The organism is uncultured Cocleimonas sp. (genome assembly GCF_947495625.1).
GTDB lineage: Bacteria > Pseudomonadota > Gammaproteobacteria > Thiotrichales > Thiotrichaceae > Cocleimonas.
Window position 1 is genome coordinate 1 of record NZ_CANLZW010000054.1, and the last position, 22,412, is coordinate 22,412.

The following is a 22,412-nucleotide window of genomic DNA, read 5'->3' on the forward strand; positions in this document are numbered from 1 at the left end:
AGAAGCTCACGCACTTCCATCTCAACAAGCTCTAGTAGCTCTTCATCATCTACCATATCAGCTTTGTTTAGGAATACCACGATATACGGAACACCAACCTGACGTGACAACAAGATGTGCTCACGAGTTTGTGGCATTGGGCCGTCTGCTGCAGATACAACAAGTATAGCGCCATCCATCTGAGCCGCACCAGTAATCATGTTCTTCACATAATCAGCATGACCAGGACAATCTACGTGTGCGTAGTGACGCACATCTGATTCATACTCAACATGAGAAGTAGCGATAGTTATACCACGCGCCTTTTCTTCTGGAGCATTATCGATTTCATCGAATGCTTTAACTTCACCACCCATCTTCTCTGCCATTACTTTTGTAAGCGCAGCAGTTAGCGTGGTTTTACCGTGGTCGACGTGACCAATTGTGCCCACGTTTACATGGGGCTTATTACGTTCAAATTTTTCTTTGGACATGGTGAATCACCCTTCTCTAAAATCTAATAATATTAAAAATCTTCCACTATCATTACAAAACATAACAACAGCAATAAACTTGGAGCTCATAACCGGAATTGAACCGGTGACCTCGTCCTTACCAAGGACGCGCTCTACCGACTGAGCTATATGAGCACATCAACGAACTACAGGAATTTGTGCAATTATAGCCCACAACACCGCAAATCATTTAACTCAATGTGGAGCGGATGGCGGGAATCGAACCCGCAGCATCAGCTTGGAAGGCTGAGGTATTACCACTATACGACATCCGCATCTTTTAACTCACTCAAAGACTCAAAAGAGCACTTACTCTTGAACTATCTTTGAATAAAAAAACTAATGGTGGAGGGGGGTGGATTCGAACCACCGAAGCTTACGCGTCAGATTTACAATCTGATCCCTTTGGCCGCTCGGGAACCCCTCCAAAATCAAGCGGGCAATTCTGAGGCAAAGCCAAGGCAGTGTCAACCTTCTAAATACATTTATTTTGATGTTTTTTAAGTTTAATTTACACCTTAACTCGTTTTCCATATAAACAACTAAAAATAGCCTAAAAAACAACATATATATTTCTTTATTTAACTCCTTAATTTTAATTCCACATATACCAAGCTCAACATATATCTCTGACTTAACCCTTTTAATTAACCTATGAACCAACACAGCCTTTACATCACCCTAATATAGAAAAATATTTACAATAAGGTACTATTAAACTATTTAATTCAAACTACTTACTACAAGGCTAAGTAAACCAATATGAAAATAACAATTTATGGTGCTGGTTATGTCGGACTTATCACAGGAGCCTGTATGGCCCAAGTCGGCAATGATGTTTTATGTGTAGATATTGATGAAGAAAAAATAAGAAGACTATCCAAAGGCAAAACCAATATTCACGAACCAGGCCTTCAAAAATTACTAGATGAAAACATCAAAGCAGGAAGATTAAAATTTACGACATCTGCAGCTGAAGGTGTAGAACATGGTTTATATCTTTTCATAGCGGTCAATGTCCCCTCTGAAGATTTAGGTAATTGCGATACTCAAAATATACTGACAGTTGCAAAGTCTATTGCAGATAACATGCATAGCTATCGCATCATAATCAGTAAATCTACAGCACCTGTTGGGACCTCAGACAAGGTTAAAGAAATTATCAGTAACACACTATGCGAAAGAGGTGAGAAACTTGAATTTGACATGATATCAAACCCCGAGTTCCTGAAGACCGGCGTCGCGATAGATGACTTTATGAAACCAGATAGAATTATTATTGGTTCAGACAATCCTCGCACCATAGAACTCATGCGCGAACTATTCTCACCTTTTAACCATAATCGTGATCGTATTGTTGCCATGGACATTCGCTCTGCAGAATTAACCAAATACGCAGCCAATGCATTATTAGCCACCAAAGTTAGCTTTATGAACGAGCTTTCAAACATTTCCGAAATTCTTGGTGCTGATATAGAGCAAGTTCGTATTGGTATCGGCTCTGACCCAAGAATCGGCTATCATTTCATCTATCCCGGCTGTGGTTACGGCGGATCACGCTTCCCAAAAGATGTAAGAGCACTTGCTCATTGCACCGAAGACCAAGGCTATATTGCAGAATTACTAAATGCAGTAGAAGCCGTAAATTATCGACAAAAAGAAAAACTGTTTGAAAAACTCACCAAACATTACGGCGAATCTTTAAAAGATAAAACTATCGCAATATGGGGCTTATCATTTAAACCCGACTCAGCTGATATGAGAGGTGCAGCCAGCCGTGTATTAATGAGGCAGTTATGGAATATTGGAGCAAAGGTAAGAGCTTACGATCCAGCTTCCAATAAAGCATGTGAAGAACTCTATGGCGACAAAGAAGCATTAACGATTTGCAATAGCGCAGAAGAAGCATTGGAAGGGGCAGACGCGCTAGTCATCCCCACCGAATGGCAAGAGTTTCGATCACCTGATTTCAACAAGATCATCAGCACACTTAACGACCCTGTCATTATAGACGGAAGAAACCTCTACAAACCAGATCATATGAAAGATCTAGGTATTACTTACTATGGCATTGGACGGGGAGAATAAAAGCAAATTAACGACCATCAAAAATGGTCTGCTAACAATAAATAGTCTTTGATTAAATTTAAAGACACCTCCCCACTTTGAGGCACTTTTTTAACAACAAGTAAGGCGCTTATTAAACAACAGATCTAATTAGCAGGATCAGCGAGAAATTTAACCCTGTTTTTTATAAAGCAAATCCCAAACGCCATGACCTAGTTTTATACCACGCGTTTCAAATTTTGTCGTTGGACGCTCTTCTGGTTTTGCTGAGTAAGGTGTATCCGCCATAGAGCTGAAATCAGCTGATGCCTCCATCACTTCTGCCATGTGCTCAGCATATGGCTCCCAATCTGTAGCCAGATGAAAAACACCACCTGGCTTTAAACGACTCGCTATTAAGGAAACAAAATCGTCTTGGACAATACGTCGCTTATTATGACGTTTCTTATGCCAGGGATCTGGAAAGAATAACTGTACTCGATCTAGAGAGGCTTCAGGAATTCTGTTTTTGATAATTTGCACCGCATCATCATCCATGACACGCACATTGGTGAGTTTCTTTTCATCGATTAAATGCAATAAACGTCCCACACCAGGCTTGTGCACTTCAATGCCGATGAAGTTTTTGTCTGGCGCATTTTCTGCCATTGTCGCCAAAGATACGCCGTCACCAAATCCAATTTCCAACGTAACGGGCGCTTTAGATTCAAATAGATTATCGATATCTAACGCCGAATCACCACGCTCAATCCCAAAGATAGGCCAGATATTCTGCAAAGCATCATCCTGCCCTCTGGTTAATCGGCCTTGACGTAGAACAAAACTGCGCACGGGGCGCATAAACTTATCAGTCACTATAATCTCTCTTTTATCTGTATCTTCTGATTACACACATCTAATCAATAAATAGAGGTCACCCCCCTACTTTTAGCGTGTTTTTTATTGGCGTTAGTTACTTCGTATGATGCAATAACTTGAGAATACTAAGCTTTCGCGCTGATGGCTTGCATAAAAACCCCGAAACGCTGAGCCAGTTCAGGCGAACGATTCTCACTTCTCATACTCGCCAATATTAAGTCACGCATACCCGGAATCATAATTAAATCAGCGAGTATCGCATTAAATGCCATTTGTTCTTGTGTCGCTAACTTTTCCACAAACAAAGCCATTAGTTCTTTATTTTCTAAATCCGCCCACGATCGCCCAGAAATAGCAGCGATAACTTCTATTTCCTTTGCTAGTGGAGACTGCAATATTTCCGACAGTATTTTAGTTTTTTCAGCATCTAAAGCCTGTGAAGAAATTGCGCGAATTAACGCGGCAATCAGCACAACATCTTCACCACTATCCAGTTCTGCTCTTAATCTGACCAAAATCGAATCGAATAAGGCCTTCTCAAAAACGGTATTTTCCAGACTATGAGCAAAACTCTGTAAGGGTGTGGACGGCATGTCAGCAACTGCACTTGCCAGCAAAGCAACATTATTATCTTCACTTAATCTAGCAATTACATCGGCAATTCCTTGCAGACCTAGAAACTGCCATTGCTCGTATCCCGGACCACCTTGATCTTTTGGCAACAGATAATCATGTGCGTATTGATAATGTTGCGACGGCTCCTGCCCCAATTCGACAGTTGCCAACGCGTGAAACATGGAAAGCCGATCTTCACGAGGCTTAAACGCAAAAGGAGATTCACCCAAGCCATCCTCAACATCATTACCCTGTTGTTTCGCCTGAATATTTTTTCCGGTTTGCTCAAGCAAGTCGATTAAAAAAGCATCACGAGAAAGTTGTTTTAAATAACCCAACTCATCTATAGGAAACTGTAAAAACCAGATGACAGCTTGATCTTCCTTATTTTTTGGCCAAAACAATAAAGCCAGCCACGCCTTCTGCTGAAAAGGGTAAGGGAAAAGTTGTTTCTGCTTTTCTATCTGCTCAAAATCTTCATTTGAAATCGGGCAAACCTTACGCCCCATATCATATACGCGATAATTAAAATCCTCAGTTTTCAAAAAATCAGTAATACTGTCGAACTTTTCCATCGTTTAGCATTTCTCAGAACTAGAAAAATCGGGCATAATCGCACATCTTACAAGCATTCTTCAACTAACACTGTAACCAGTGTGTTAACTAAGTTCATCTATTAACTATGTCATATTATAAAAATCACGTTTTTTTCTGCACCAATGACCGCGAAGACGGTAGCCAATGTTGTGCGCAATACAATGCACAAGAGATGCGTGATTACATGAAAAAGCGCAGCAAAGAATTAGGCTTGGTTAGCAGAGGTGAAGTAAGAGTTAATTCGGCAGGCTGTTTAAACCGTTGCGAGCTTGGGCCGGTCATTGTGGTTTACCCAGATGAGACCTGGTACACCTTTGTTGACAAAGATGACATCGACGAGATAATTGAAGAACACCTATTGAAAGGTAACAAAGTAGAACGCTTATTACTCGATAACGAGTCTCCGTGCTGATAAACGCTTTTCAAATTTTCACTCTACTATCAACATTTACCAAAGACTCATCAATAAATGAATAGCGAGAAATTAAAACTCTACGCAGAGTTAATTCGTTTCGATCGCCCGATTGGCACGTATTTATTACTCTGGCCAACTTTATGGGCTTTATGGATAGCCTCTGAAGGAATTCCAGATTTCAAACTATTGATTATTTTTAGCCTGGGTGTTTTTCTGATGCGCTCCGCTGGTTGTGCTATTAATGATTACGCGGATCGTGACATTGATTTGCATGTCGCACGCACCAAAAACCGTCCGTTAACAAGCGGTAAAATTAGTGCTAATGAAGCACTGAGTGTTTTCGTTGCGCTTTGTCTTGTTGCTTTTTTGATAGCGTTACAACTCAACACATTAACCATCATGCTTTCTGTTGTCGCTGTTGCTTTAGCAGCTAGCTACCCATTTATGAAACGCTACCACCACTTCCCGCAAGTGCACCTTGGCGCAGCATTCTCATGGTCTATTCCAATGGCGTATACAGCCGTAACTGGCATTCTTCCTCCTGCAGAAGCCTGGCTTTTGTATATTGCAGCACTACTTTGGACAACTGCCTATGACACCCAATATGGCATGGTCGATAAAGAGGATGATTTAGAAATAGGCGTTAAATCAACGGCTATCCTTTTCGGCAAATACGATAACTTTATTATTGCCACATTACAGTTACTGGCTTTAATCATTATAACTGTCGTAGGTATTATGACTCAGCGTGGCCCTGCGTTTTATACAAGCATTCTGCTGGCTTGTGGTTTTATCGTCTATCAGCAAACGCTTACCAAATATAGAGAACCACAGAAGTGTTTAACGGCATTTCTTAATAATAACTGGCTTGGTATGGTTATATTTATCGGCATTGCTATTGATTATGCTTAGTTAAAATCCGAATAGTTTTAAAACAAGCACTTAACATCGGCAAGAAGGTCAAACTATTTAAACTAGTCGAAGCCCCTAATATCAAGTAATATCGCCATTCTTTACATTTTTAACTACTAGACTCAAATTACAGAATCAGGATTCACACGATGGATACAGAAAGAAAAAGTTCATACAGCTACGAAGATCTCATTAAAAGCGGAAACGGCGAATTATTCGGCCCAGAAAACGCCCGCTTGCCAGCGCCACCAATGCTAATGGCAGATCGTATTGTTGAAATCAATTCTGATGGCGGTGAATTCGGTAAAGGTCAGATCATAGCAGAACTCGACATCAACCCAGATCTTTGGTTTTTTGATTGTCACTTTAAAGGCGACCCAGTAATGCCTGGTTGTCTTGGCCTTGACGCTATGTGGCAGCTCGTTGGTTTCTTCCTATGCTGGTCTGGAAGCCCTGGACGTGGCCGAGCATTGGGTGCAGGAGAAGTAAAATTCACTGGACAGGTCCTTCCTGATGCCAAGAAAGTGACATATAAAATCGATATCTCTCGCCTGATTCAACGCAAATTGGTTATGGGTGTTGCGAATGCAACCATGGAAGTAGACGGCAAAGAAATCTATACAGCAAAAGATTTGAAAGTTGGTCTATTCACTTCAACAGAAAATTTCTAGGTTAAACCCAACTAAATTCAGACACTAAAAAGCCCGTGATTCTCTCGAATCACGGGCTTTTTTTTACATCTAATTTCTTACAAGTCATAAGCTAGAAAGCTTACGACCTAGAATGATAACTTAATCATCACCACCCATGCTCATGAAGAATTGTAGGATGTACCAGAACAATAGACCTACACTTGAGAACAATGATAGCGAAGCCGCTACGTGCTGCTCAGTATGGTACTCATGAATGATATTTGAAGTACTGTAAAGTACAGAAGCCGCAGCAAATAGAATCATTCCACCTGAAAACCAAAGCCCTAGAGAGAAGCCGAACATAATGCTCGCCAGGATTAAGCCCATTGCAACAAAACCACCAATCATCAAGAAACGACCCATAAACGAGAAGTTAATTTTGGTAGAAAATGCAGTGAATGTTAAACCAGCAACTAATGCAGCAGTAACGATTGCAGCGTTTTGCAAAAGATGCCCATCAGGTGCTCTAACTAATGCCATGTAAATTAGCGGCATAAAGATAATCGCTTCAGCAATAACGAATAGACCTAAGCCCATGTATTGCTTTTCGCGAGAAATCCCAGAATGCGCCCAGTTATTCGCAACGGTAGACACCAACATAAATGCACCTAAAACGATTAACCAGCTCCACTTACTGCCTGAAAGCATACCCATAAAAGAAAGCGCTACACCAGACTTGATTAATAGTGTTTCTATTACTGCAAACGCAGCAATTGCGCCGGCTAAATGTACATATGTACGTTTAATAAAATTAGCACGTTCGCTTTCTGCTGCATTTGCAACAATCTGGCCCGTACTCATATCTAACTGACTCATTCTTTTCTCCGTAAAATAAAAGTAGATCTACGTGTTTGATAATTTAAAACGTAGATCATGTTTAATATCAACACTCTATTAGTCTATCATAAACTTTAAAAGTTCTATCAATAGACAGACAAACGATAGGTTATTTTTAACCGCATTTTTAGCCACGTAAGACTATGATGTAAGTCACCCCTCTACTTTAAGCAGGTTTTTTATAGGGTGATTTTAATAACATTCTAAATATTTGACTTATGCATTCATTAAAAAGTCACGAACTAGAAAAATTAAGTAATAAGCGCCGCCGCACTTTCATACTCTTCGCTAATTTCCATCCACTGCATTTCAACAGTTTCTAATTTTTTATCCAGCTCACTCTTCTCCAATACCAGACTTTTCAGCTTTTGTTTGTTTTCTTCTAAGTAAATATCGGGGTCAGACAGCTGTTTTTCAAGTTCGCTTTGCTTTATTGAAAGATCATCAAGTTGTTTTTCTGCTTTTTTCAATTGGTTCAACAACGGTTGTAACTGTTTACGGCGCTGCGCTTCTAATTGACGCTGTTCTTTTTTGGACAAGCCCTTTTCAGATTCTTCCTGGCCGTTATTACTCTGGTTATTATCTAGACTTGTCGCTTCATTGATGAATTTAGCGTAGTCATCCAAATCACCGTCAAACTCTTCTGCCTTGCCGTCATGAACAATCACCAATTCATCCGTTACCGTCTTCAGCAAGTGACGATCATGAGAAACAATCACCATTGCCCCTGCAAAACCCTGCAAAGCAACACTTAAGGCATGACGCATTTGTAAATCCAAATGATTGGTCGGCTCATCTAATAGCAGTAAATTAGGTTTTTGGTAAACCAGCAATGCCAGTACCAAACGTGCTTTTTCACCACCTGAAAATGGTGCGACTGGCTCATCGACTCTTTCGCCTTTAAAACCAAAACCACCCAAGTAATTACGTAAGTCCTGTTCTCTGGCTTCTTTATCTAATGCTCGAAGTTGTTGTAGAGCGCTTAAATCAACTCTTAATTGTTCAAGTTGATGCTGGGCAAAATAGCCTATTTTCAAATCTTGCGCTTTCCAAGACTCATCTTCTTTATCACTGGAGGTCTCTGTCGCTATCGACTGAAGTTCACCTGCCAGATACTTAATTAATGTCGATTTACCCGCGCCATTTGGACCTATCAAACCGATTCTCTGTCCCGGCATCAATTGCATTTTCACGTTATTAACAATGATATTGTCCCCATAACCGATCGATGCATTCACTACATTGAGTAGACGCTCTGGTAATTTTTCGGGGTCAAAAAACTTAAAATGGAATGGTGAATCCACTTGTGCGGCAGATATCTCTTCCATTCTGCCCAAAGCTTTCAAGCGACTTTGTGCTTGCTTTGCCTTAGTTGCCTGAGCGCGAAAACGATCCACATATTTTTGCATGTGCGCTTTTTCACGCTGTTGCTTTTCATACGCGCTTTGCTGTTGCGCTAAGCGTTCTGCACGAATTTTCTCAAACGCCGTATAATTTCCTGTATATAAAGTTAACTTCGCGTGCTCGATATGGGCGACATGTTTGACCACTGCGTCGAGAAATTCTCTATCATGCGAAATTAATATCAAGGTTCCATCATATTGTATCAACCAGCTTTGCAGCCAAATAACCGCATCCAAATCCAAGTGGTTAGTTGGCTCATCGAGTAGCAATAAATCAGAGCGACACATTAGCGCCTGCGCCAGATTTAAACGCATCCTCCAACCGCCAGAAAAACTATCAACGGGGTTATTAATTTGCTCTTGGGAAAACCCTAAACCATGCAGTAAAGTTGCTGCACGACTCTCGGTAGTGTATCCATCAATCGCATCTAAGCGACCATGAAGTTCGCCAAGCAAAGCACCTTCTGCATTTTCTAGTTGTTTATGTAGATTGATGTACTCGGTATCACCTTGTAAAGCATATTCCAAGGCTGAAATAGTTGTTGAAGGCGTTTCCTGTGCAACGTGGGCGACTACCCAATTTGGCGGAATGCTTACAGCACCTTCATCCTGACCTAACTCGCCGCGCAACATGGCAAAAAGGCTGGATTTACCGGTGCCATTTGCTCCCGTCAAACCAACTTTGTAGCCTGGATGTATGCTGATTGAAACATCGGATAAGAGTTTTTGCGGACCACGCCTTAGGGTGACATCAGAGAGTACAATCATTGAATTATTGAGGTTGTTACTAAAAGTGGAATATAAAAACACACCCCCCCACTTTTAGCGAGTTTTTACCGCATTAGAAGTAGAATTTTTTTAAGAGTCTTTTGCTAGTGAATGAAGATGGATAATGGTCTCTACGAAAAAAAATAAAATTCTGTTAAATAACGATCAATAAGGATATTTTGTCAGTTACAGCGCGATAAAACTCAGCAATCACAAATTAATAGAGAACCATCATGAAAGCCAACAAATCTAGCGGAATAGAATTCCTATTCGGCATTACTGCACTTTTGATATTCCAACTTTTGGGCGAAGTCAGTGTTCGCATTCTTGATTTGCCTGTCCCTGGACCTGTTGCTGGCTTGCTATATCTGCTTATCTTGTTAGTAATCATGGGAAAACTTAAACTCCCTGCTCCTGAATCTCTGGAACAATCATCCCTAGCTTTATTAAATCACCTTTCTCTGCTATTTGTGCCAGCTGGTGTTGGTGTAATGGTTCACTTTCATCGTTTAGAAGAAGAATGGCTACCTATCACCGTAGCGTTATTTTTAGGTGTTTTGATTACGATGGGCACAACTGCATTGAGTATGAAATTTTTGATGCGTTATTTCGATAAAAAGACAAAAGATAGCACTTAAAAAAACTAATAAATCGCCAATACAAACCAACAATAAATCTATTACTTTTAAGCAAGATTCGAAATATGGAAAACACTGATCTACAGACACTCTGGGTATACTTATCAACCTCTCCATTAACAGGTTTAACCATAACCTTAGTGGCCTATTTAATAGCTTATACACTTCACCGTAAAACAGGCACTCACCCATTAACCAATACAGTATTAGTATCGGTAGTTTTATTGATTTTGATGTTAGAAATCACTGATACGGAATACGCAACCTACTTTGAAGGGGCGCAATTCATTCACTTTTTACTAGGTCCTGTTACCGTTGCTTTAGCAATTCCGTTATTCCAGCAGTTTGCTCAAGTAAAACGATTGTTTATCCCCATTATCCTTTCGATGGTTACAGGCATTGTAGTAGGCACGATTTCGGTATTGTTTATTGCCAAGTTATTAGGTGCAGATTTAGCCACTCAAATTTCATTATCGGCACGTTCTGTAACCGCCCCTGTTGCTATGGGTATCGCAGAAAAAATCGGTGGAATACCCTCATTAACGGCAGTACTTGCAGTGTTGACGGGCATCATTGGTGCGGTAATAGGAACGCAGTATTTAAATCTATTAAATATTAAAGACAATAGTGTAAAAGGTATCGCTATCGGCAATAGCTCTCACGGTATTGGAACGGCAAGAGCATTTACTTTAAACACCACCATGGGCGCTTTCGCAGGTTTATCCATGGCTTTGGCAGCGCTATTAAATGCATTATTGCTGCCGTGGCTGGTTAAAGCATTTCTAATAGTAAGCGGATGATTATTAAGTCCCCCCCCTACTTTTAGGCGCTTTTTTATTGGCACTTGCTTTATAGGCGCTTGTTTATAAATGCTTTTTAAAAACTCTAATTGAATTGCTTTCTAAATAGACAGAATCGCTTTTCTATAAAACTGTAATTCTGCAATTGAATCTAAAATATCGTCCAGTGCTAAGTGCGCGCCCTTCTTGGTCAGCTGATCTAGTACTTCGGGCTTCCAGCGTGCCGCAAGCTCCTTTAATGTACTCACATCAAGATTACGATAATGAAAGTAGTCTTCAAGAATTGGCATTTCGCGCGCCATAAAGCGTCTATCCTGACAGATACTGTTACCACACATCGGCGAAGCACCTTTGGGTACATATTGCTCTAAAAATGAGATGGTTTCAGCTTCCGCCTGTGCCGCAGAAAAACTGCTTTCTTTGACTCTCTTAACTAAACCAGAGCTACCGTGATGCGATTGATTCCATTCATCCATACCTTCTAAAACACCATCAGGCTGGTGAATTGCAATCACTGGCCCTTCAGCAAGTTTATTCAGGTCTTTATCTGTTACAACAGTAGCGATTTCGATAATGACGTCATTGAAAGTATCTAGTCCTGTCATTTCCAGGTCAATCCAAATCAAATTATTCTTGTCTTGGCTCATAGGGTATAATGCTCGGTTGAATTAAATTGATATTAATTATGTTGATATTTATGTTTCAATTAACATTGATGTTAACGTTGAATTAAAAAAACTGAGCCTTATTTTATAGAACTATGCATATATTTACTTTTATTTTTCTAGCACTTCTTATAATCACTACGGGAGTGCAATTATGGCTATCCTTAAGGAATGCTAAACACGTTGCGCAGCATCGATCTGCGGTCCCTGAAGAGTTCGCAGACAAAATCACATTGGAAGAACACCAAAAAGCAGCCGATTACACTCGTTCAAAAGGAAGCTTTGGGCGTTTCAACCTGATTTTAAGCGCTGTTGTATTACTACTCTGGACGTTGGGTGGTGGTCTTGAAATCCTAGATAACGCTATTCGCTCATATAATTGGGGGCCTTTAACCACTGGCGTAGCGGTTATTATCGGCTTCTCTTTGATCTCAAGTCTTATTGATATTCCAACCTCTTTATATAGTACTTTTGTGATTGAAGAAAAATTTGGTTTCAACAAATCCACGATAAAGGTATTTTTCATCGATATGTTCAAAGGTGCTGCATTATCAGTTGTCATTGGTATCCCGCTAATTATGCTGGTTTTATGGCTAATGGAATCCGCTGGTAGTTTATGGTGGCTCTATGCGTGGGTTGCACTGACTGCTTTTTCTATTCTAATGATGTGGGCCTACCCTAAATTTATTGCACCTATCTTTAATAAATTTAAACCTTTGGAAGAAGGTGAAGTGCTTAATCGCATTACTACTCTACTAGAACGTACGGGCTTTAATTCAGATGGTGTATTCGTGATGGATGGCTCTAAACGCTCAAGTCATGGTAACGCTTATTTCACTGGCTTTGGTAAGACTAAACGAATTGTTTTCTTTGATACTTTGCTTAAACACCTGACCCCAACACAAGTTGAGGCAGTACTTGCGCATGAGTTAGGCCATTTCAAACATAAGCACGTTCTTAAAGGTATGATTGTTTCGATGACAATGACTTTAGTTGGCTTTGCAGTACTCGCATGGCTGATGCAACAGCAATGGTTTTATAACGCACTTGGCGTATCTCAATCATCGACTTATATGGCACTGGTATTATTTATTCTTGTCAGCCCTGCTTTCACTTTCTTTATTGGACCGATTATGTCACGCTGGTCGCGCAAACATGAATTCGAAGCAGATAGCTTTGCCGCCCAACAATCTGATTCTGCGGAACTTATCAGTGCACTGGTTGGTCTATATAAAAAGAACGCGGGAACATTAACGCCAGATCCTTTATATTCGGCATTTTATGATTCTCACCCACCTGCATCAATTCGCATTGCGCACTTGAAACAAGCAGGATAAATAGAAAAGTAAGGCAATAAGGAAAACGGAGATTGACATGAATTTTTCAAAGACATCATTTTCAAAGACAACTAAGATAATAACTAAAACAGTATTGGCGTCTTTTGCAGGCTTGCTAATTTCAACTACAGCAATGGCCCAAGGCAATGCTGCTAACGGTCAAAAATTATTTACTCAATCAAAGTGTAATCAGTGCCATACAACCAGTGTTTACACAAAACCAGATAGGAAAGTAACCAGCCTGGCAGCACTAGAAGCTCAAGTTAGACGTTGTGATTCTAATCTCAACACTAACTGGTTTGACGATGAAATACATGATGTGACTGCTTATCTTAACCAGCAGTATTACAAGTTTTAACAATACTTATAAAATGATGTATAAATCTTGAAAGCAGAAGTGAATACCGGACGGGTAGTAACCCGCTTCGGGGCCGAACTTCTAGTAGAAAACACTAAAAATAATCCCGATACACCTCACGTACGCTGCACTGCCAAACGTAAATTCGATAGCATTGTATGTGGCGACTTCATTACCTGGCACCATAATGAACATGGAAATGCCTCTGTTGATGACTTGCTCCCCAGGACTAATGCTCTAACAAGACCTGGTTATCGTGGGCGCCCTCGAACCATTGCAGCTAATATTGATCAGCTAGTGATCGTTAACTCTTGGCTTCCTGAAACATCCTGGGATCTAGTCGATCGTTATTTAATTGCGGCACATCAACTTAAAGCAGAAGCAATAATCGTGATGAATAAGAGTGACTTGGCAGAAGCACATGCTACTGAAGCTGATTGGCAGGCGATGAAAACTTACGAAGAAATTGGCTACACGGTCATTCAACTAAATGCACATACTGGTGAAGGTATAGAGCAACTTAAGCAATTAATGGATGACAAGACCAGTATTTTCAGTGGTCGATCTGGGGTGGGTAAATCATCCATCGCTAATCGCATCTTGCCTGAATCAGATATTGCCGTTGGTATTATTTCAGACTCAGGTGAAGGTAAGCACACCACAACTACTGCTGACCTGTATCATCTTGAAAATAATGGGTATTTAATCGACTCTCCGGGTGTTAGAGATTACGCACTAGCAGACATTAGCGACCAGGAACTGGCTGATGGCTATATAGAATTTGGACAATACCAGAATCAGTGTCGCTTCCATAATTGCACTCACGATCATGAACCACGCTGCGCAGTAAGAACAGCCGTTGAAAACAATGAAATAAGCAAAGAAAGATATCTTCGTTATATCGATGCGTTACATACTCTAAAAGAGAACTCAAACAGTTAGACGCAAAGAACTAATTTTACAAAAAGTCACAGCAATATAGTTGCGATAAAAACATTGTAATTCGCAAATAAAACCTTTAAAAAGAAGCTATTAGTTATATTATGAACAATGGTATATGGTATTTATGGGGATTGGGCTCTTTGTAATCCATAGTTTATTATTTAAACTAGTACATATAACAACATCAACAAAAAAGACACCCCCCCACTTTTAGCCTCTTTTTTTTAATGGGTGACTGTGATCAAAGGGGTTCAGGGGAAAATATACTGATTATGAAATCGGCACTTAAGATTATTTACAAGCTATTGTTAGGAATAGTTTTTTTGCTATTCTTATCGCACAATTCTTTTGCTTATACTAACCAGAAACAGGTCAATGATTTTCATGAGGCTTATGACAAATTACACAAAGGTCAGCTTTACGATAGCTCTCATTTAAAAGGTTATATGCTTCACCCTTACCTTGATTATGAACGTCTAAAACAAAATATAAAAACCAGTAGCAACCAGTCTTTACTCAATTTTATCCATCAAAACCCACCTTCATGGTTATCCGATGATATTAATACCGAGTTATTGATAAAACTGTCACAGCAACAACAATGGGGACAGATTCTTAAGTTCTATAAAAAAGACCAAGGCGGCATTAAAGCAAGATGCGTTAATGCTGAAGCTTCGATGCATATTAGACCATCAGCAGCGGTTCAAAACGAAGCATTAAAAATATGGCTTTCAGCAAATAGTCGCCCAAAAGTTTGCGACCCTTTATTTGCTCTTTTAGTGCGTAAAGGATTAGTCAATGACAGTAGAGCCTGGCAACGAATTACGCTGGCAATGGACAAAGGAAAAACGGGGCTGGCAAGAGCGTTAAGTAAATACTTAAACGAACCAAGTCTCGTAAGCCTATGGATTAATTTACGCAAGCACCCGCTTAAGAATCTCAAAAATAAAAGATTAAAAAACAAAGATGGTCGAAGCACTCAATTAATTGCTTATGGCATAAAGAGATTAGCTAGAAAAAACACAGAAACAGCGAGAAGCCAATGGAATAAATTTCAACGATCGCATACTTTTTCGACAAAACTTAAAGCCGATGTTGAGAGCTATATCGGTGTACGCGAAGCATTGAATCACAACCCTTACGCATTACAAAAGCTTGCTGCCATCCCTGCCAACCTTCGTAGTGAAGAGGCAACTATCTGGACAGCACGAATGGCATTACGTCAAGGTGACTGGAGAAAACTGCGTAGCGCAATTGATAGCATGCCTGCTGAAACTAAAACCAAAGACAGGTGGAGATATTGGAGAGCACAAACAGGAAAGCGTTTAGGTGAGAAAAATACTCATCAACAATTATTACCTGTGGCAAAAAACGCCTCATTCTATGGTTTTTTAGCCGCCGATGAATTGAGAAGACCTTACTCCGCACAGATAAAGCCAACAGAAAACTGGTCTCAGCTAACACCTCGAATCGCAAATATGCCATCTATGCAAAGAGCAACCGAACTCTACACAATCGGCAAACCCAAACTGGCAAAAAAAGAATGGTTGTGGACCTTGAAGAAATTAAATAAACAGGACAAGTTAACCGCTGCAGCATATGCGCTAGAAATTAATCAGCCATTTTTAGCGATTATTACGGTCTCTCAAACAAAAGACTGGAATCAAACTGGATTACGGTTTCCCATGGAATACCAATCGCTTGTTTCTCAATCAGCCCGTAAACATGGCATTATACCTGCCTGGGTATATGGCATTATGCGCAGAGAGAGTGCCTTTGACCCGCAAATTGTATCCAGTGCTAATGCCAAGGGCTTAATGCAAATTTTACCGGCAACCGCAAAAAACGTCGCAAGAAAATTAGGCATTCGCTCTCATCGAACTTCTGATTTATTTGTACCTGAAAAAAATGCAAACTTAGGTGCAGCTTACTTAAGTCAAATGCTCAAACGCTTTAAAGGCAACTATGTGAAAGCAACCGCCAGCTATAATGCTGGCCCAGGAAGAATCCCTCGCTGGACTCCCAATAAGCACATTTCAGCACCTCGCTGGATTGAAAGCATTCCGTTTGAAGAAACACGGAATTATGTTCGCGCAGTGATGTCATATACTACTATCTATGATTATAAATTACATGCCAGAAATAACGCTAATCAACGTCTATCAAAACGATTGCAGGCAGTTGGACCAAACTAATGCCTAAACAGCAGAAAGGTATTGCGCTAATTACAGCGATGATCATTACCAGCATTGCGGTATCACTAGCCGGAATGATTATGTATCGCCAGCAAATCCAGATACGATTATCGAGTAATATTGGACACTTTGAGCAAGCTTATCTGTATTCAAACGGCATGGAAGACTGGGCAGGTACGATACTGGAAAAGAGTTTTGAGGATCATCCAGATTATGATTCTGTAGCAGATGATTGGTATTCTGAAAGTGGTATTACCTTGCCTATCACTGGGGGGATAATGCAGGGTAAGTTATATGATCTTCAAGCTCGGATAAATTTAAATTCTTTAAATAGATCGAAGAAACAAATAACAGCCTCGTTATCATCAACAAATACAAACAAATCTATGACAGAAGAAGAGTATGTCGATAATTTAACAAAAAATATAGAAGTTGAGAAGGGAAAGGACATATATGTATATCCAGCAGAAATCACTCGCCAAAGACTTATCAACCTAATGACACTTGAAGTTGACCCTGATCAGGAGATGGGGCCACCAGAAAACTTTACGGATGTCCTTAAAGACTGGATAGATGATGACCAAGATAATGGAAATAAGGAGAAAGGCGGCGATGGTAGTGGTAATGGCGCAGAAAGCCCCTATTATCAAACTCAGGAACCCGCTTATTACAGTGCCGATACTGAGTTAATTAGTTTAACTGAATTAAGACTGTTAAAAGAAATGAAAGAAGATATATATAAAAAACTCGCTAAAAATACCACTACGCTACCCATCGTTGATAAAACCAATAAGGCATTAGAGACTCCTATAAATATAAACACTGCAGAAAAACCCGTGCTACTTGCCATAGGTTTAACGCCTGACAAAGCAGATGAACTCATAGAACTCGTTAAAGAAACCCCATTTGAAAAGATCAATGATTTCTTAGAATCCAGTATTGTGAGCAATGTCTTAAAAACAGAAAGCAACCCTGATGGCGATATTGATCCAGACCAATTGGATGTTAAAAGCAATTTTTTCTATCTTGAGGGACGAGTAGAAATAAATAATACTCGAATATTTATAAATTCTATTTTAGAACGGAAAAACGGTAAGGTTTCTGTCATAATGCGCGACTTTAGTAACCCTCAATCCATTACGAAAGCTATCAATTAAATGCAGTTACTGGTTATAAAATTAAAAGCATCAGGTATCGCTCCTGAATATGCACTTTTAGGCAAAAAACAAACTTCCAACAGTTTCACAACAAGTGATTGGAAACACATCCGCTCATTAACACGCGGCAGAAGAGTTTTAGCATTAGTCCCTGCAAGTGACGTAGTCATAACTTCGGTAAATATCCCTAGTAAAAACAAAAAACAGCTTTTACAAGCAATTCCTTTTTCGTTAGAGGATTCCCTTGCAGATGATATTGAAAACCTACATTTTGCAGTAAAGCAGGATGAGGCTAGCAATCACTCGCAAGTTGCAATTATTAAACGGTCTACCTTCGAAAAATACCTAGATACTTTTCAGGAACATGGTATTACAGCGCATTTTGTTTTACCTGAAACTTTAGGACAGTTTTACCGCAAAGATTCATGGTCGCTTCTTTTTAATAGTGAACAACATGATGTGAATGTCAGGCTCACAGAATTTGAAGGCTTCGTTTGCGATGAACCTATGCTTGAGATGTTCTTAGAGAAACCATTCAAAAGCAATCAGCCTAAAAAGATCTATGCCAATAGAGACAAGCTTACTCTTCCTGAATTCCTGAAAGGTCTGGATTTTGAAGCAATAGATACGAATACTATTGATTACCAAAGCATATTAAGTGCTTTACCTTTGAATTTAATTACTAATTTTTCACGTCAAACCAACAAATCAACTATCAACTGGAATGTATGGCGACCTTCCTTTGTTTTGGCAGGATTACTTACAGCAGTATGGGCCGGTGTTTTTGTTTGGCAAAACAATTCATTACAGCAACAAAGCAAATTGCTCAACCAGAAGATTGGGCAAGTGTATAAATCATCTTTCCCTGACGGAAGAATTGTTGATGCTTCTGTGCAAATGAAATCTGCTTTAGATAAACTCAAAGCTAACGCAGGAAGAGTTGTGGATTCGCCATTACCACTAATCTCTGATATCAGCCCTTTGCTAAAAGAATACAAGGATGTCACCTTAAGCGAAATCAACTACAAAGAAAATGAATTAACCCTGACCATGCAATCTCCGTCACTGACTCGCTTAGAAACCTTTAAACGAGATGCTGCTGAAAAAGTAAAGCTGAAAGTAGATATAAAATCATCAACTACAACTTCTAATAAAGTTGAAGCGACACTCATTATTACGCCTTTAGTGAATTCCACTGCTAAAGATTACCTATCAAATAACTCAATGGCGGGTAATACATGAAAAACTGGTATAACTCACTCTCCCAAAGAGAACGCCTACTCGTTATTTACGGTTCAATTGCAGTATCATTGATTCTGTTATGGTTACTTGCCGTTAAGCCAATGTATACAAAACATTTGCGACTCAACACCTTGATTCAACAGCAAGAGAACAAACTTGCAACCATGCAAAAACAAAGTATTGAGATTAAACAATTACAACAACAAAATATCAAAACACCTACTTCGAATAGCAATCAAAACCCACAACAACTCATAGAAAGATCATTGCAGACATGGAGACTAAAAAAATCTTTGGAACGTATGCAATCTCAGGGTAGCAATGGAGTCAGACTAATTTTGAAAGATGCGAACGCTGACAGAGTTATGCGTTTCTTATATGAAATCGAAAATAAACATACCTTAGTAATCGACAATATGTCTATCGATAAAAGCAAAAAAGATGCAGGGCTAGCTGATTTCAGACTAACCATCAAAAGAATCACCAAGTCATGAAGAAGATTATATTTTTTGGCCTCAGTGCTTTTCTGTTAGCAGCGCTTTGGTTATTACCTTTGAGCTTTGCGCAACCTTATATTGAAAAAGCCGTAGCTGGATTAACGCTGGGTTCAACCAGCGGAACGGTTTGGAACGGCAAAGCGACACAATTAAAACTAAACAAGAACTCTCTGGGAGAAGTAACCTGGAAAGTTCAACCTTTGCAAAGCCTTATCTCACTCAAACTAAAAACTCACTTTAAAATTAGTGGAAACGAACTCAGTGCGGATGGTTTTGCCGGACTTGGTATCAATAAGAAACTTTCTCTTGATAATACAAAATTTGACATCAGTTCTTCATATATCAATAAAATTCAAACCAATGCAAAACTTGCAGGGAATTTCACGGGAGATATAACAGACGCAGTTATTAGTGAGAATGAAGTTCCTCAAATTAAAGGCATTATTGACTGGAAGGATGGCGCATTAAGTTCTCCTATTACTTTAAAACCAGGTAACTACAAAGCCATCCTGTCACCTTCCTCTGGCGATTTAGACATCAAACTGAGCTCCAATGAGGCGCCTGTAGATTTGAGTGGTGATATCAAGCTGATTAAAGACTGGACTTACAACACGAATATTGTAGCTAAATCAGACGAGCCAGGGATTGCAGCCATGTTGAACCTTGCTGGGCAAAAGCAATCTAATGATAGTGTATTAATAAAAACCACAGGTGATCTTTCACCATTTATTAAACGTTAACAATTATTGTTAACGCTGTAATATTTATTTTTGAGAAAATAACATGAACAAACCTAACCAAATTGATGATTTAGCAAAAAAACTTGCTGGATTTATGCCGAGCTCATTGCAAAACCTACAATCTGATATCGAAGAAAACATGAAATCGACTCTTGAAAGCGGATTACGCAAGATGAATCTGGTGACTAGAGAAGAGTTTGATATTCAACGAGCGGTTTTATTAAGAACAAGAGAAAAGCTAGAAGCACTGGAAAAAGTTGTTTCAAATTTAGAATCAGCTTCTCATATCGAATCTAAAATGGAGAATAAAAAATGAGAAGAATATTCAATTCAGTTTTTCTTGTAACATTATTTACGGCACCTATAGCAGCCCCTCTATCATTGCTACAAGCTCAACCCCATACCCATGCGGGTAGAGCCCATAATCACCCTCTTCCTGCTCAAGGTGTTGGTCACAGACATGGTGCTGGCGCCCCTGGTATAGCTGCCGGCGGCCGCCAGGCTCCAGCTAAACAAGCTCAGCAACAACAGCCAATACGCCCTAAACAAGCAAATAACAATCAAAGAACAAATCCCGGTATTGCTAATAATGCGAATACTGAATTACAGCGCGCTTATAAAGCTAAAAATTACGCCAAGGTATATCAAATAGCATCAGGCTACGCAAAACGAGGCGACCCAGCAGGGCAGTACGTCCTGGGACAATTATTCCTATTAGGCCAAGGTCAAAGGAAAAACCCGCAAACGGCCTTTGGATGGTTTAAAAAATCAGCTGACAAAGGACATCCAGGATCTCAATATCTACTCGGATCTCTATACGCTACTGGCCAAGGAACAAGAAAGGATCTCAAACAAGCTTTCAAATATTACAATCTAGCCTCAAAAGCAGGAATCCCTGATGCTTTTACCAGCTTAGGGATCATGTATGAGAATGGCGAAGGCGTTAAAAAGCATTTACCTACTGCTATTAAATATTATGAACAGGCAGCAAACAAAGGCGTCACAAACGTCCAGTTAATGCTGGGTGAGCGTTACGTAAAAGGCGTTGGAGTAAAGAAAAACCCAGCGAAAGGATTTAATTACGTAAGAATGGCACAACGTTCTGGAGCAACGGGTGCTACTTACTTATTAGGCGTGCTTTATGCCAACGGTATAGGAACTAAAAAGAATCCAGGACAAGCTTTTAAATATGTAAATATTGCAGCCAAAAAGGGGAATCGTGATGCTCAATATGATGTTGCATCTATGTATGCTCAGGGACTTGGCACTAAAAAGAATATGGGGCAGGCGATTAATTGGTACAAAAAAGCCTCTGCAAAAGGGGTAGCTCTAGCCTCACATAACCTTGGTCTTATTTATCTACAGGGAATGGGGACTGCAAAGAATGAAAAAGCCGCTTTCAACTGGTTTAGTAAAGCCGCTAAAAAAGGCCTACCTGTTTCTCAGTATTTTATGGGTGACCTCTATGTTGATGGCGTAGGTGTTGGGAAAAATCATAGTCAGGCATTAAACTGGTATAAGAAAGCTGCTGCTCAGGGACTTCCTGCCGCTGAATATAGTGTTGGTGCGATGTATGCGAATGGATATGGCACCAAAAAGAACATCGGTACTGCGAAACAATGGTTCCAGAAAGCTGCTAAACACGGAAGCCCTAAAGCAAAACAAGCATTAGCGATGCTTAAGCAAAGAGGCCTATAAGCAACTTTCAAGTAATCATCTAAATAAGTAACACCCCCCTACTTTTAGGCACTTTGTGTGAAAAGTAGGGGGTTATTCTCGATTAAGAATTCTAAATAATTATAAGAAAAACAGACTTTTTTTTATCTCTTCTTTATATAAAATTAGTACAAAATTTTTCCTAATTAGAAAACTGAACCAGCTATCCAAGACAAATCCAAACTATAGTTAAATATTACTCTAATAAGATATCACTAACGATTAAAGTAAAAATAAGAGAGTCAGTGTTACTTAATAGCAAATCACAACTCCCGAATACATTCATTTTTTAAGACTAAAAAGAAGCACCATCATTGCTTGTGAGGATATCGCTTAGCTAGAATAGTAAGATTAATATTGAAAGGTCACCCCCCTACTTTTAGGAGGTTTTAAAGTAAAAATCCACGTTCTAAGAACGTGGTTTTGTGTTCGCCCTAGAAGGGCGTATGAAGACTAGCCCTCTTAGA

22 protein-coding genes and 3 tRNA genes are annotated in these 22,412 nt (G+C 39.7%); 16 read left to right on the forward strand and 9 right to left on the reverse strand.

Features of this window, described 5'->3' with window-relative positions; genetic code table 11:
- The 4 genes from Q1A31_RS20075 to Q1A31_RS20090 all read right to left on the reverse strand — a co-directional run.
- Positions 1 to 473 (reverse strand): GTP-binding protein (locus Q1A31_RS20075; protein WP_299881296.1); only part of this gene is annotated, 473 nt, incomplete at its 3' end.
- A gap of 80 nt (positions 474 to 553) precedes the next feature.
- Positions 554 to 629 (reverse strand) — tRNA-Thr (locus Q1A31_RS20080).
- Positions 630 to 695: 66 nt separating this feature from the next.
- Positions 696 to 769, reverse strand: a tRNA-Gly gene (locus Q1A31_RS20085).
- Between the two features lie 68 nt (positions 770 to 837).
- Positions 838 to 921 (reverse strand) — tRNA-Tyr (locus Q1A31_RS20090).
- Between the two features lie 335 nt (positions 922 to 1,256).
- Here Q1A31_RS20090 and Q1A31_RS20095 point away from each other — a divergent pair.
- Complete coding sequence (locus Q1A31_RS20095; protein ID WP_299881299.1) at positions 1,257 to 2,582, forward strand: UDP-glucose/GDP-mannose dehydrogenase family protein; 1,326 nt, start codon at positions 1,257 to 1,259, stop codon at positions 2,580 to 2,582.
- 150 nt (positions 2,583 to 2,732) lie between these two features.
- Here the strand turns inward: Q1A31_RS20095 and trmB are convergent, their stop codons facing one another.
- Together trmB and Q1A31_RS20105 are read right to left on the reverse strand one after the other, a co-directional pair.
- Positions 2,733 to 3,416, reverse strand: a complete 684-nt coding sequence (trmB, locus tag Q1A31_RS20100; RefSeq protein WP_299881302.1) for a tRNA (guanosine(46)-N7)-methyltransferase TrmB — start codon at positions 3,414 to 3,416, stop codon at positions 2,733 to 2,735.
- 128 nt (positions 3,417 to 3,544) lie between these two features.
- Positions 3,545 to 4,609 (reverse strand): DUF3549 family protein, encoded by a 1,065-nt coding sequence (locus Q1A31_RS20105; RefSeq protein WP_299881305.1) that lies wholly within the window; start codon positions 4,607 to 4,609, stop codon positions 3,545 to 3,547.
- A 107-nt stretch (positions 4,610 to 4,716) separates the two neighbouring features.
- On the opposite strand from Q1A31_RS20105, the gene Q1A31_RS20110 reads away from it, so the two are divergent.
- From Q1A31_RS20110 to fabA, 3 genes are all read left to right on the forward strand, one after another.
- Positions 4,717 to 5,043, forward strand: a complete 327-nt coding sequence (locus tag Q1A31_RS20110) for a ferredoxin (RefSeq protein ID WP_299881308.1) — start codon at positions 4,717 to 4,719, stop codon at positions 5,041 to 5,043.
- A 57-nt stretch (positions 5,044 to 5,100) separates the two neighbouring features.
- A complete protein-coding gene (gene ubiA / locus Q1A31_RS20115) occupies positions 5,101 to 5,958 on the forward strand; it encodes a 4-hydroxybenzoate octaprenyltransferase (protein ID WP_299881311.1) in 858 nt (285 codons plus the stop codon).
- Positions 5,959 to 6,107: 149 nt separating this feature from the next.
- Positions 6,108 to 6,629 (forward strand): 3-hydroxyacyl-[acyl-carrier-protein] dehydratase FabA, encoded by a 522-nt coding sequence (gene fabA / locus Q1A31_RS20120; RefSeq protein ID WP_299881314.1) that lies wholly within the window; start codon positions 6,108 to 6,110, stop codon positions 6,627 to 6,629.
- 120 nt (positions 6,630 to 6,749) lie between these two features.
- Here the strand turns inward: fabA and Q1A31_RS20125 are convergent, their stop codons facing one another.
- Both Q1A31_RS20125 and Q1A31_RS20130 read right to left on the reverse strand, forming a co-directional pair.
- Positions 6,750 to 7,466, reverse strand: coding sequence for a Bax inhibitor-1 family protein (locus Q1A31_RS20125; RefSeq protein WP_299881317.1), 717 nt, complete (start codon positions 7,464 to 7,466; stop codon positions 6,750 to 6,752).
- Between the two features lie 272 nt (positions 7,467 to 7,738).
- Complete coding sequence (locus Q1A31_RS20130) at positions 7,739 to 9,658, reverse strand: ATP-binding cassette domain-containing protein (protein ID WP_299881361.1); 1,920 nt, start codon at positions 9,656 to 9,658, stop codon at positions 7,739 to 7,741.
- 233 nt (positions 9,659 to 9,891) lie between these two features.
- Between Q1A31_RS20130 and Q1A31_RS20135 the strand changes: the two genes are divergently transcribed.
- Complete coding sequence (locus Q1A31_RS20135; RefSeq protein WP_299881320.1) at positions 9,892 to 10,296, forward strand: CidA/LrgA family protein; 405 nt, start codon at positions 9,892 to 9,894, stop codon at positions 10,294 to 10,296.
- A gap of 65 nt (positions 10,297 to 10,361) precedes the next feature.
- Positions 10,362 to 11,096 carry an LrgB family protein gene (locus tag Q1A31_RS20140; protein WP_299881323.1) on the forward strand — a complete coding sequence of 245 codons (735 nt, stop codon included), beginning with the start codon at positions 10,362 to 10,364 and terminating at the stop codon, positions 11,094 to 11,096.
- Between the two features lie 101 nt (positions 11,097 to 11,197).
- On the opposite strand, the gene orn is transcribed toward Q1A31_RS20140, so the two are convergent.
- Positions 11,198 to 11,743 carry an oligoribonuclease gene (orn, locus tag Q1A31_RS20145; RefSeq protein ID WP_299881326.1) on the reverse strand — a complete coding sequence of 182 codons (546 nt, stop codon included), beginning with the start codon at positions 11,741 to 11,743 and terminating at the stop codon, positions 11,198 to 11,200.
- A gap of 113 nt (positions 11,744 to 11,856) precedes the next feature.
- On the opposite strand from orn, the gene Q1A31_RS20150 reads away from it, so the two are divergent.
- The 10 genes from Q1A31_RS20150 (at position 11,857) to Q1A31_RS20195 (ending at position 21,927) form a co-directional block, all read left to right on the forward strand.
- Complete coding sequence (locus Q1A31_RS20150; protein WP_299881329.1) at positions 11,857 to 13,098, forward strand: M48 family metallopeptidase; 1,242 nt, start codon at positions 11,857 to 11,859, stop codon at positions 13,096 to 13,098.
- Positions 13,099 to 13,135: 37 nt separating this feature from the next.
- Entirely contained in the window at positions 13,136 to 13,456 is a 321-nt protein-coding gene (locus Q1A31_RS20155) for a di-heme oxidoredictase family protein (protein WP_299881332.1), read from the forward strand.
- Between the two features lie 27 nt (positions 13,457 to 13,483).
- Entirely contained in the window at positions 13,484 to 14,398 is a 915-nt protein-coding gene (rsgA, locus tag Q1A31_RS20160; RefSeq protein WP_299881335.1) for a ribosome small subunit-dependent GTPase A, read from the forward strand.
- A 272-nt stretch (positions 14,399 to 14,670) separates the two neighbouring features.
- Positions 14,671 to 16,593, forward strand: coding sequence for a transglycosylase SLT domain-containing protein (locus tag Q1A31_RS20165; RefSeq protein ID WP_299881339.1), 1,923 nt, complete (start codon positions 14,671 to 14,673; stop codon positions 16,591 to 16,593).
- The gene (gene gspK, locus Q1A31_RS20170; protein ID WP_299881342.1) at positions 16,593 to 17,750 is read left to right on the forward strand and encodes a type II secretion system minor pseudopilin GspK; all 1,158 of its coding nucleotides are present in this window, start codon (positions 16,593 to 16,595) and stop codon (positions 17,748 to 17,750) included. The genes Q1A31_RS20165 and gspK overlap by 1 nt, the downstream gene beginning before the upstream one ends.
- The gene (gspL, locus tag Q1A31_RS20175) at positions 17,751 to 18,992 is read left to right on the forward strand and encodes a type II secretion system protein GspL (protein ID WP_299881344.1); all 1,242 of its coding nucleotides are present in this window, start codon (positions 17,751 to 17,753) and stop codon (positions 18,990 to 18,992) included.
- On the forward strand, positions 18,989 to 19,486 hold the full coding sequence (gene gspM, locus Q1A31_RS20180; protein WP_299881347.1) for a type II secretion system protein GspM: 498 nt from the start codon (positions 18,989 to 18,991) through the stop codon (positions 19,484 to 19,486). The genes gspL and gspM overlap by 4 nt, the downstream gene beginning before the upstream one ends.
- On the forward strand, positions 19,483 to 20,229 hold the full coding sequence (locus Q1A31_RS20185; RefSeq protein WP_299881352.1) for a type II secretion system protein N: 747 nt from the start codon (positions 19,483 to 19,485) through the stop codon (positions 20,227 to 20,229). Before gspM ends, Q1A31_RS20185 begins: the two co-directional genes overlap by 4 nt.
- A 43-nt stretch (positions 20,230 to 20,272) precedes the next feature.
- Positions 20,273 to 20,545 carry an accessory factor UbiK family protein gene (locus tag Q1A31_RS20190; protein ID WP_299881355.1) on the forward strand — a complete coding sequence of 91 codons (273 nt, stop codon included), beginning with the start codon at positions 20,273 to 20,275 and terminating at the stop codon, positions 20,543 to 20,545.
- Positions 20,542 to 21,927, forward strand: coding sequence for a tetratricopeptide repeat protein (locus Q1A31_RS20195; protein WP_299881358.1), 1,386 nt, complete (start codon positions 20,542 to 20,544; stop codon positions 21,925 to 21,927). Before Q1A31_RS20190 ends, Q1A31_RS20195 begins: the two co-directional genes overlap by 4 nt.
- Positions 21,928 to 22,412 lie beyond the last annotated feature (485 nt).

Excerpts from the sequence above, each read along its gene's own strand:
- Q1A31_RS20095 (WP_299881299.1), top strand. The coding sequence starts at position 1,257 with ATGAAAATAACAATTTATGGTGCTGGTTATGTCGGACTTATCACAGGA.
- Q1A31_RS20105 (WP_299881305.1), bottom strand. The coding sequence starts at position 4,609 with ATGGAAAAGTTCGACAGTATTACTGATTTTTTGAAAACTGAGGATTTT.
- Q1A31_RS20110 (WP_299881308.1), top strand. The coding sequence starts at position 4,717 with ATGTCATATTATAAAAATCACGTTTTTTTCTGCACCAATGACCGCGAA.
- ubiA (WP_299881311.1), top strand. The coding sequence starts at position 5,101 with ATGAATAGCGAGAAATTAAAACTCTACGCAGAGTTAATTCGTTTCGAT.
- fabA (WP_299881314.1), top strand. The coding sequence starts at position 6,108 with ATGGATACAGAAAGAAAAAGTTCATACAGCTACGAAGATCTCATTAAA.
- Q1A31_RS20125 (WP_299881317.1), bottom strand. The coding sequence starts at position 7,466 with ATGAGTCAGTTAGATATGAGTACGGGCCAGATTGTTGCAAATGCAGCA.
- Q1A31_RS20130 (WP_299881361.1), bottom strand. The coding sequence starts at position 9,658 with ATGATTGTACTCTCTGATGTCACCCTAAGGCGTGGTCCGCAAAAACTC.
- Q1A31_RS20135 (WP_299881320.1), top strand. The coding sequence starts at position 9,892 with ATGAAAGCCAACAAATCTAGCGGAATAGAATTCCTATTCGGCATTACT.
- Q1A31_RS20140 (WP_299881323.1), top strand. The coding sequence starts at position 10,362 with ATGGAAAACACTGATCTACAGACACTCTGGGTATACTTATCAACCTCT.
- orn (WP_299881326.1), bottom strand. The coding sequence starts at position 11,743 with ATGAGCCAAGACAAGAATAATTTGATTTGGATTGACCTGGAAATGACA.
- Q1A31_RS20150 (WP_299881329.1), top strand. The coding sequence starts at position 11,857 with ATGCATATATTTACTTTTATTTTTCTAGCACTTCTTATAATCACTACG.
- Q1A31_RS20155 (WP_299881332.1), top strand. The coding sequence starts at position 13,136 with ATGAATTTTTCAAAGACATCATTTTCAAAGACAACTAAGATAATAACT.
- Q1A31_RS20165 (WP_299881339.1), top strand. The coding sequence starts at position 14,671 with ATGAAATCGGCACTTAAGATTATTTACAAGCTATTGTTAGGAATAGTT.
- gspK (WP_299881342.1), top strand. The coding sequence starts at position 16,593 with ATGCCTAAACAGCAGAAAGGTATTGCGCTAATTACAGCGATGATCATT.
- gspL (WP_299881344.1), top strand. The coding sequence starts at position 17,751 with ATGCAGTTACTGGTTATAAAATTAAAAGCATCAGGTATCGCTCCTGAA.
- gspM (WP_299881347.1), top strand. The coding sequence starts at position 18,989 with ATGAAAAACTGGTATAACTCACTCTCCCAAAGAGAACGCCTACTCGTT.
- Q1A31_RS20185 (WP_299881352.1), top strand. The coding sequence starts at position 19,483 with ATGAAGAAGATTATATTTTTTGGCCTCAGTGCTTTTCTGTTAGCAGCG.
- Q1A31_RS20190 (WP_299881355.1), top strand. The coding sequence starts at position 20,273 with ATGAACAAACCTAACCAAATTGATGATTTAGCAAAAAAACTTGCTGGA.
- Q1A31_RS20195 (WP_299881358.1), top strand. The coding sequence starts at position 20,542 with ATGAGAAGAATATTCAATTCAGTTTTTCTTGTAACATTATTTACGGCA.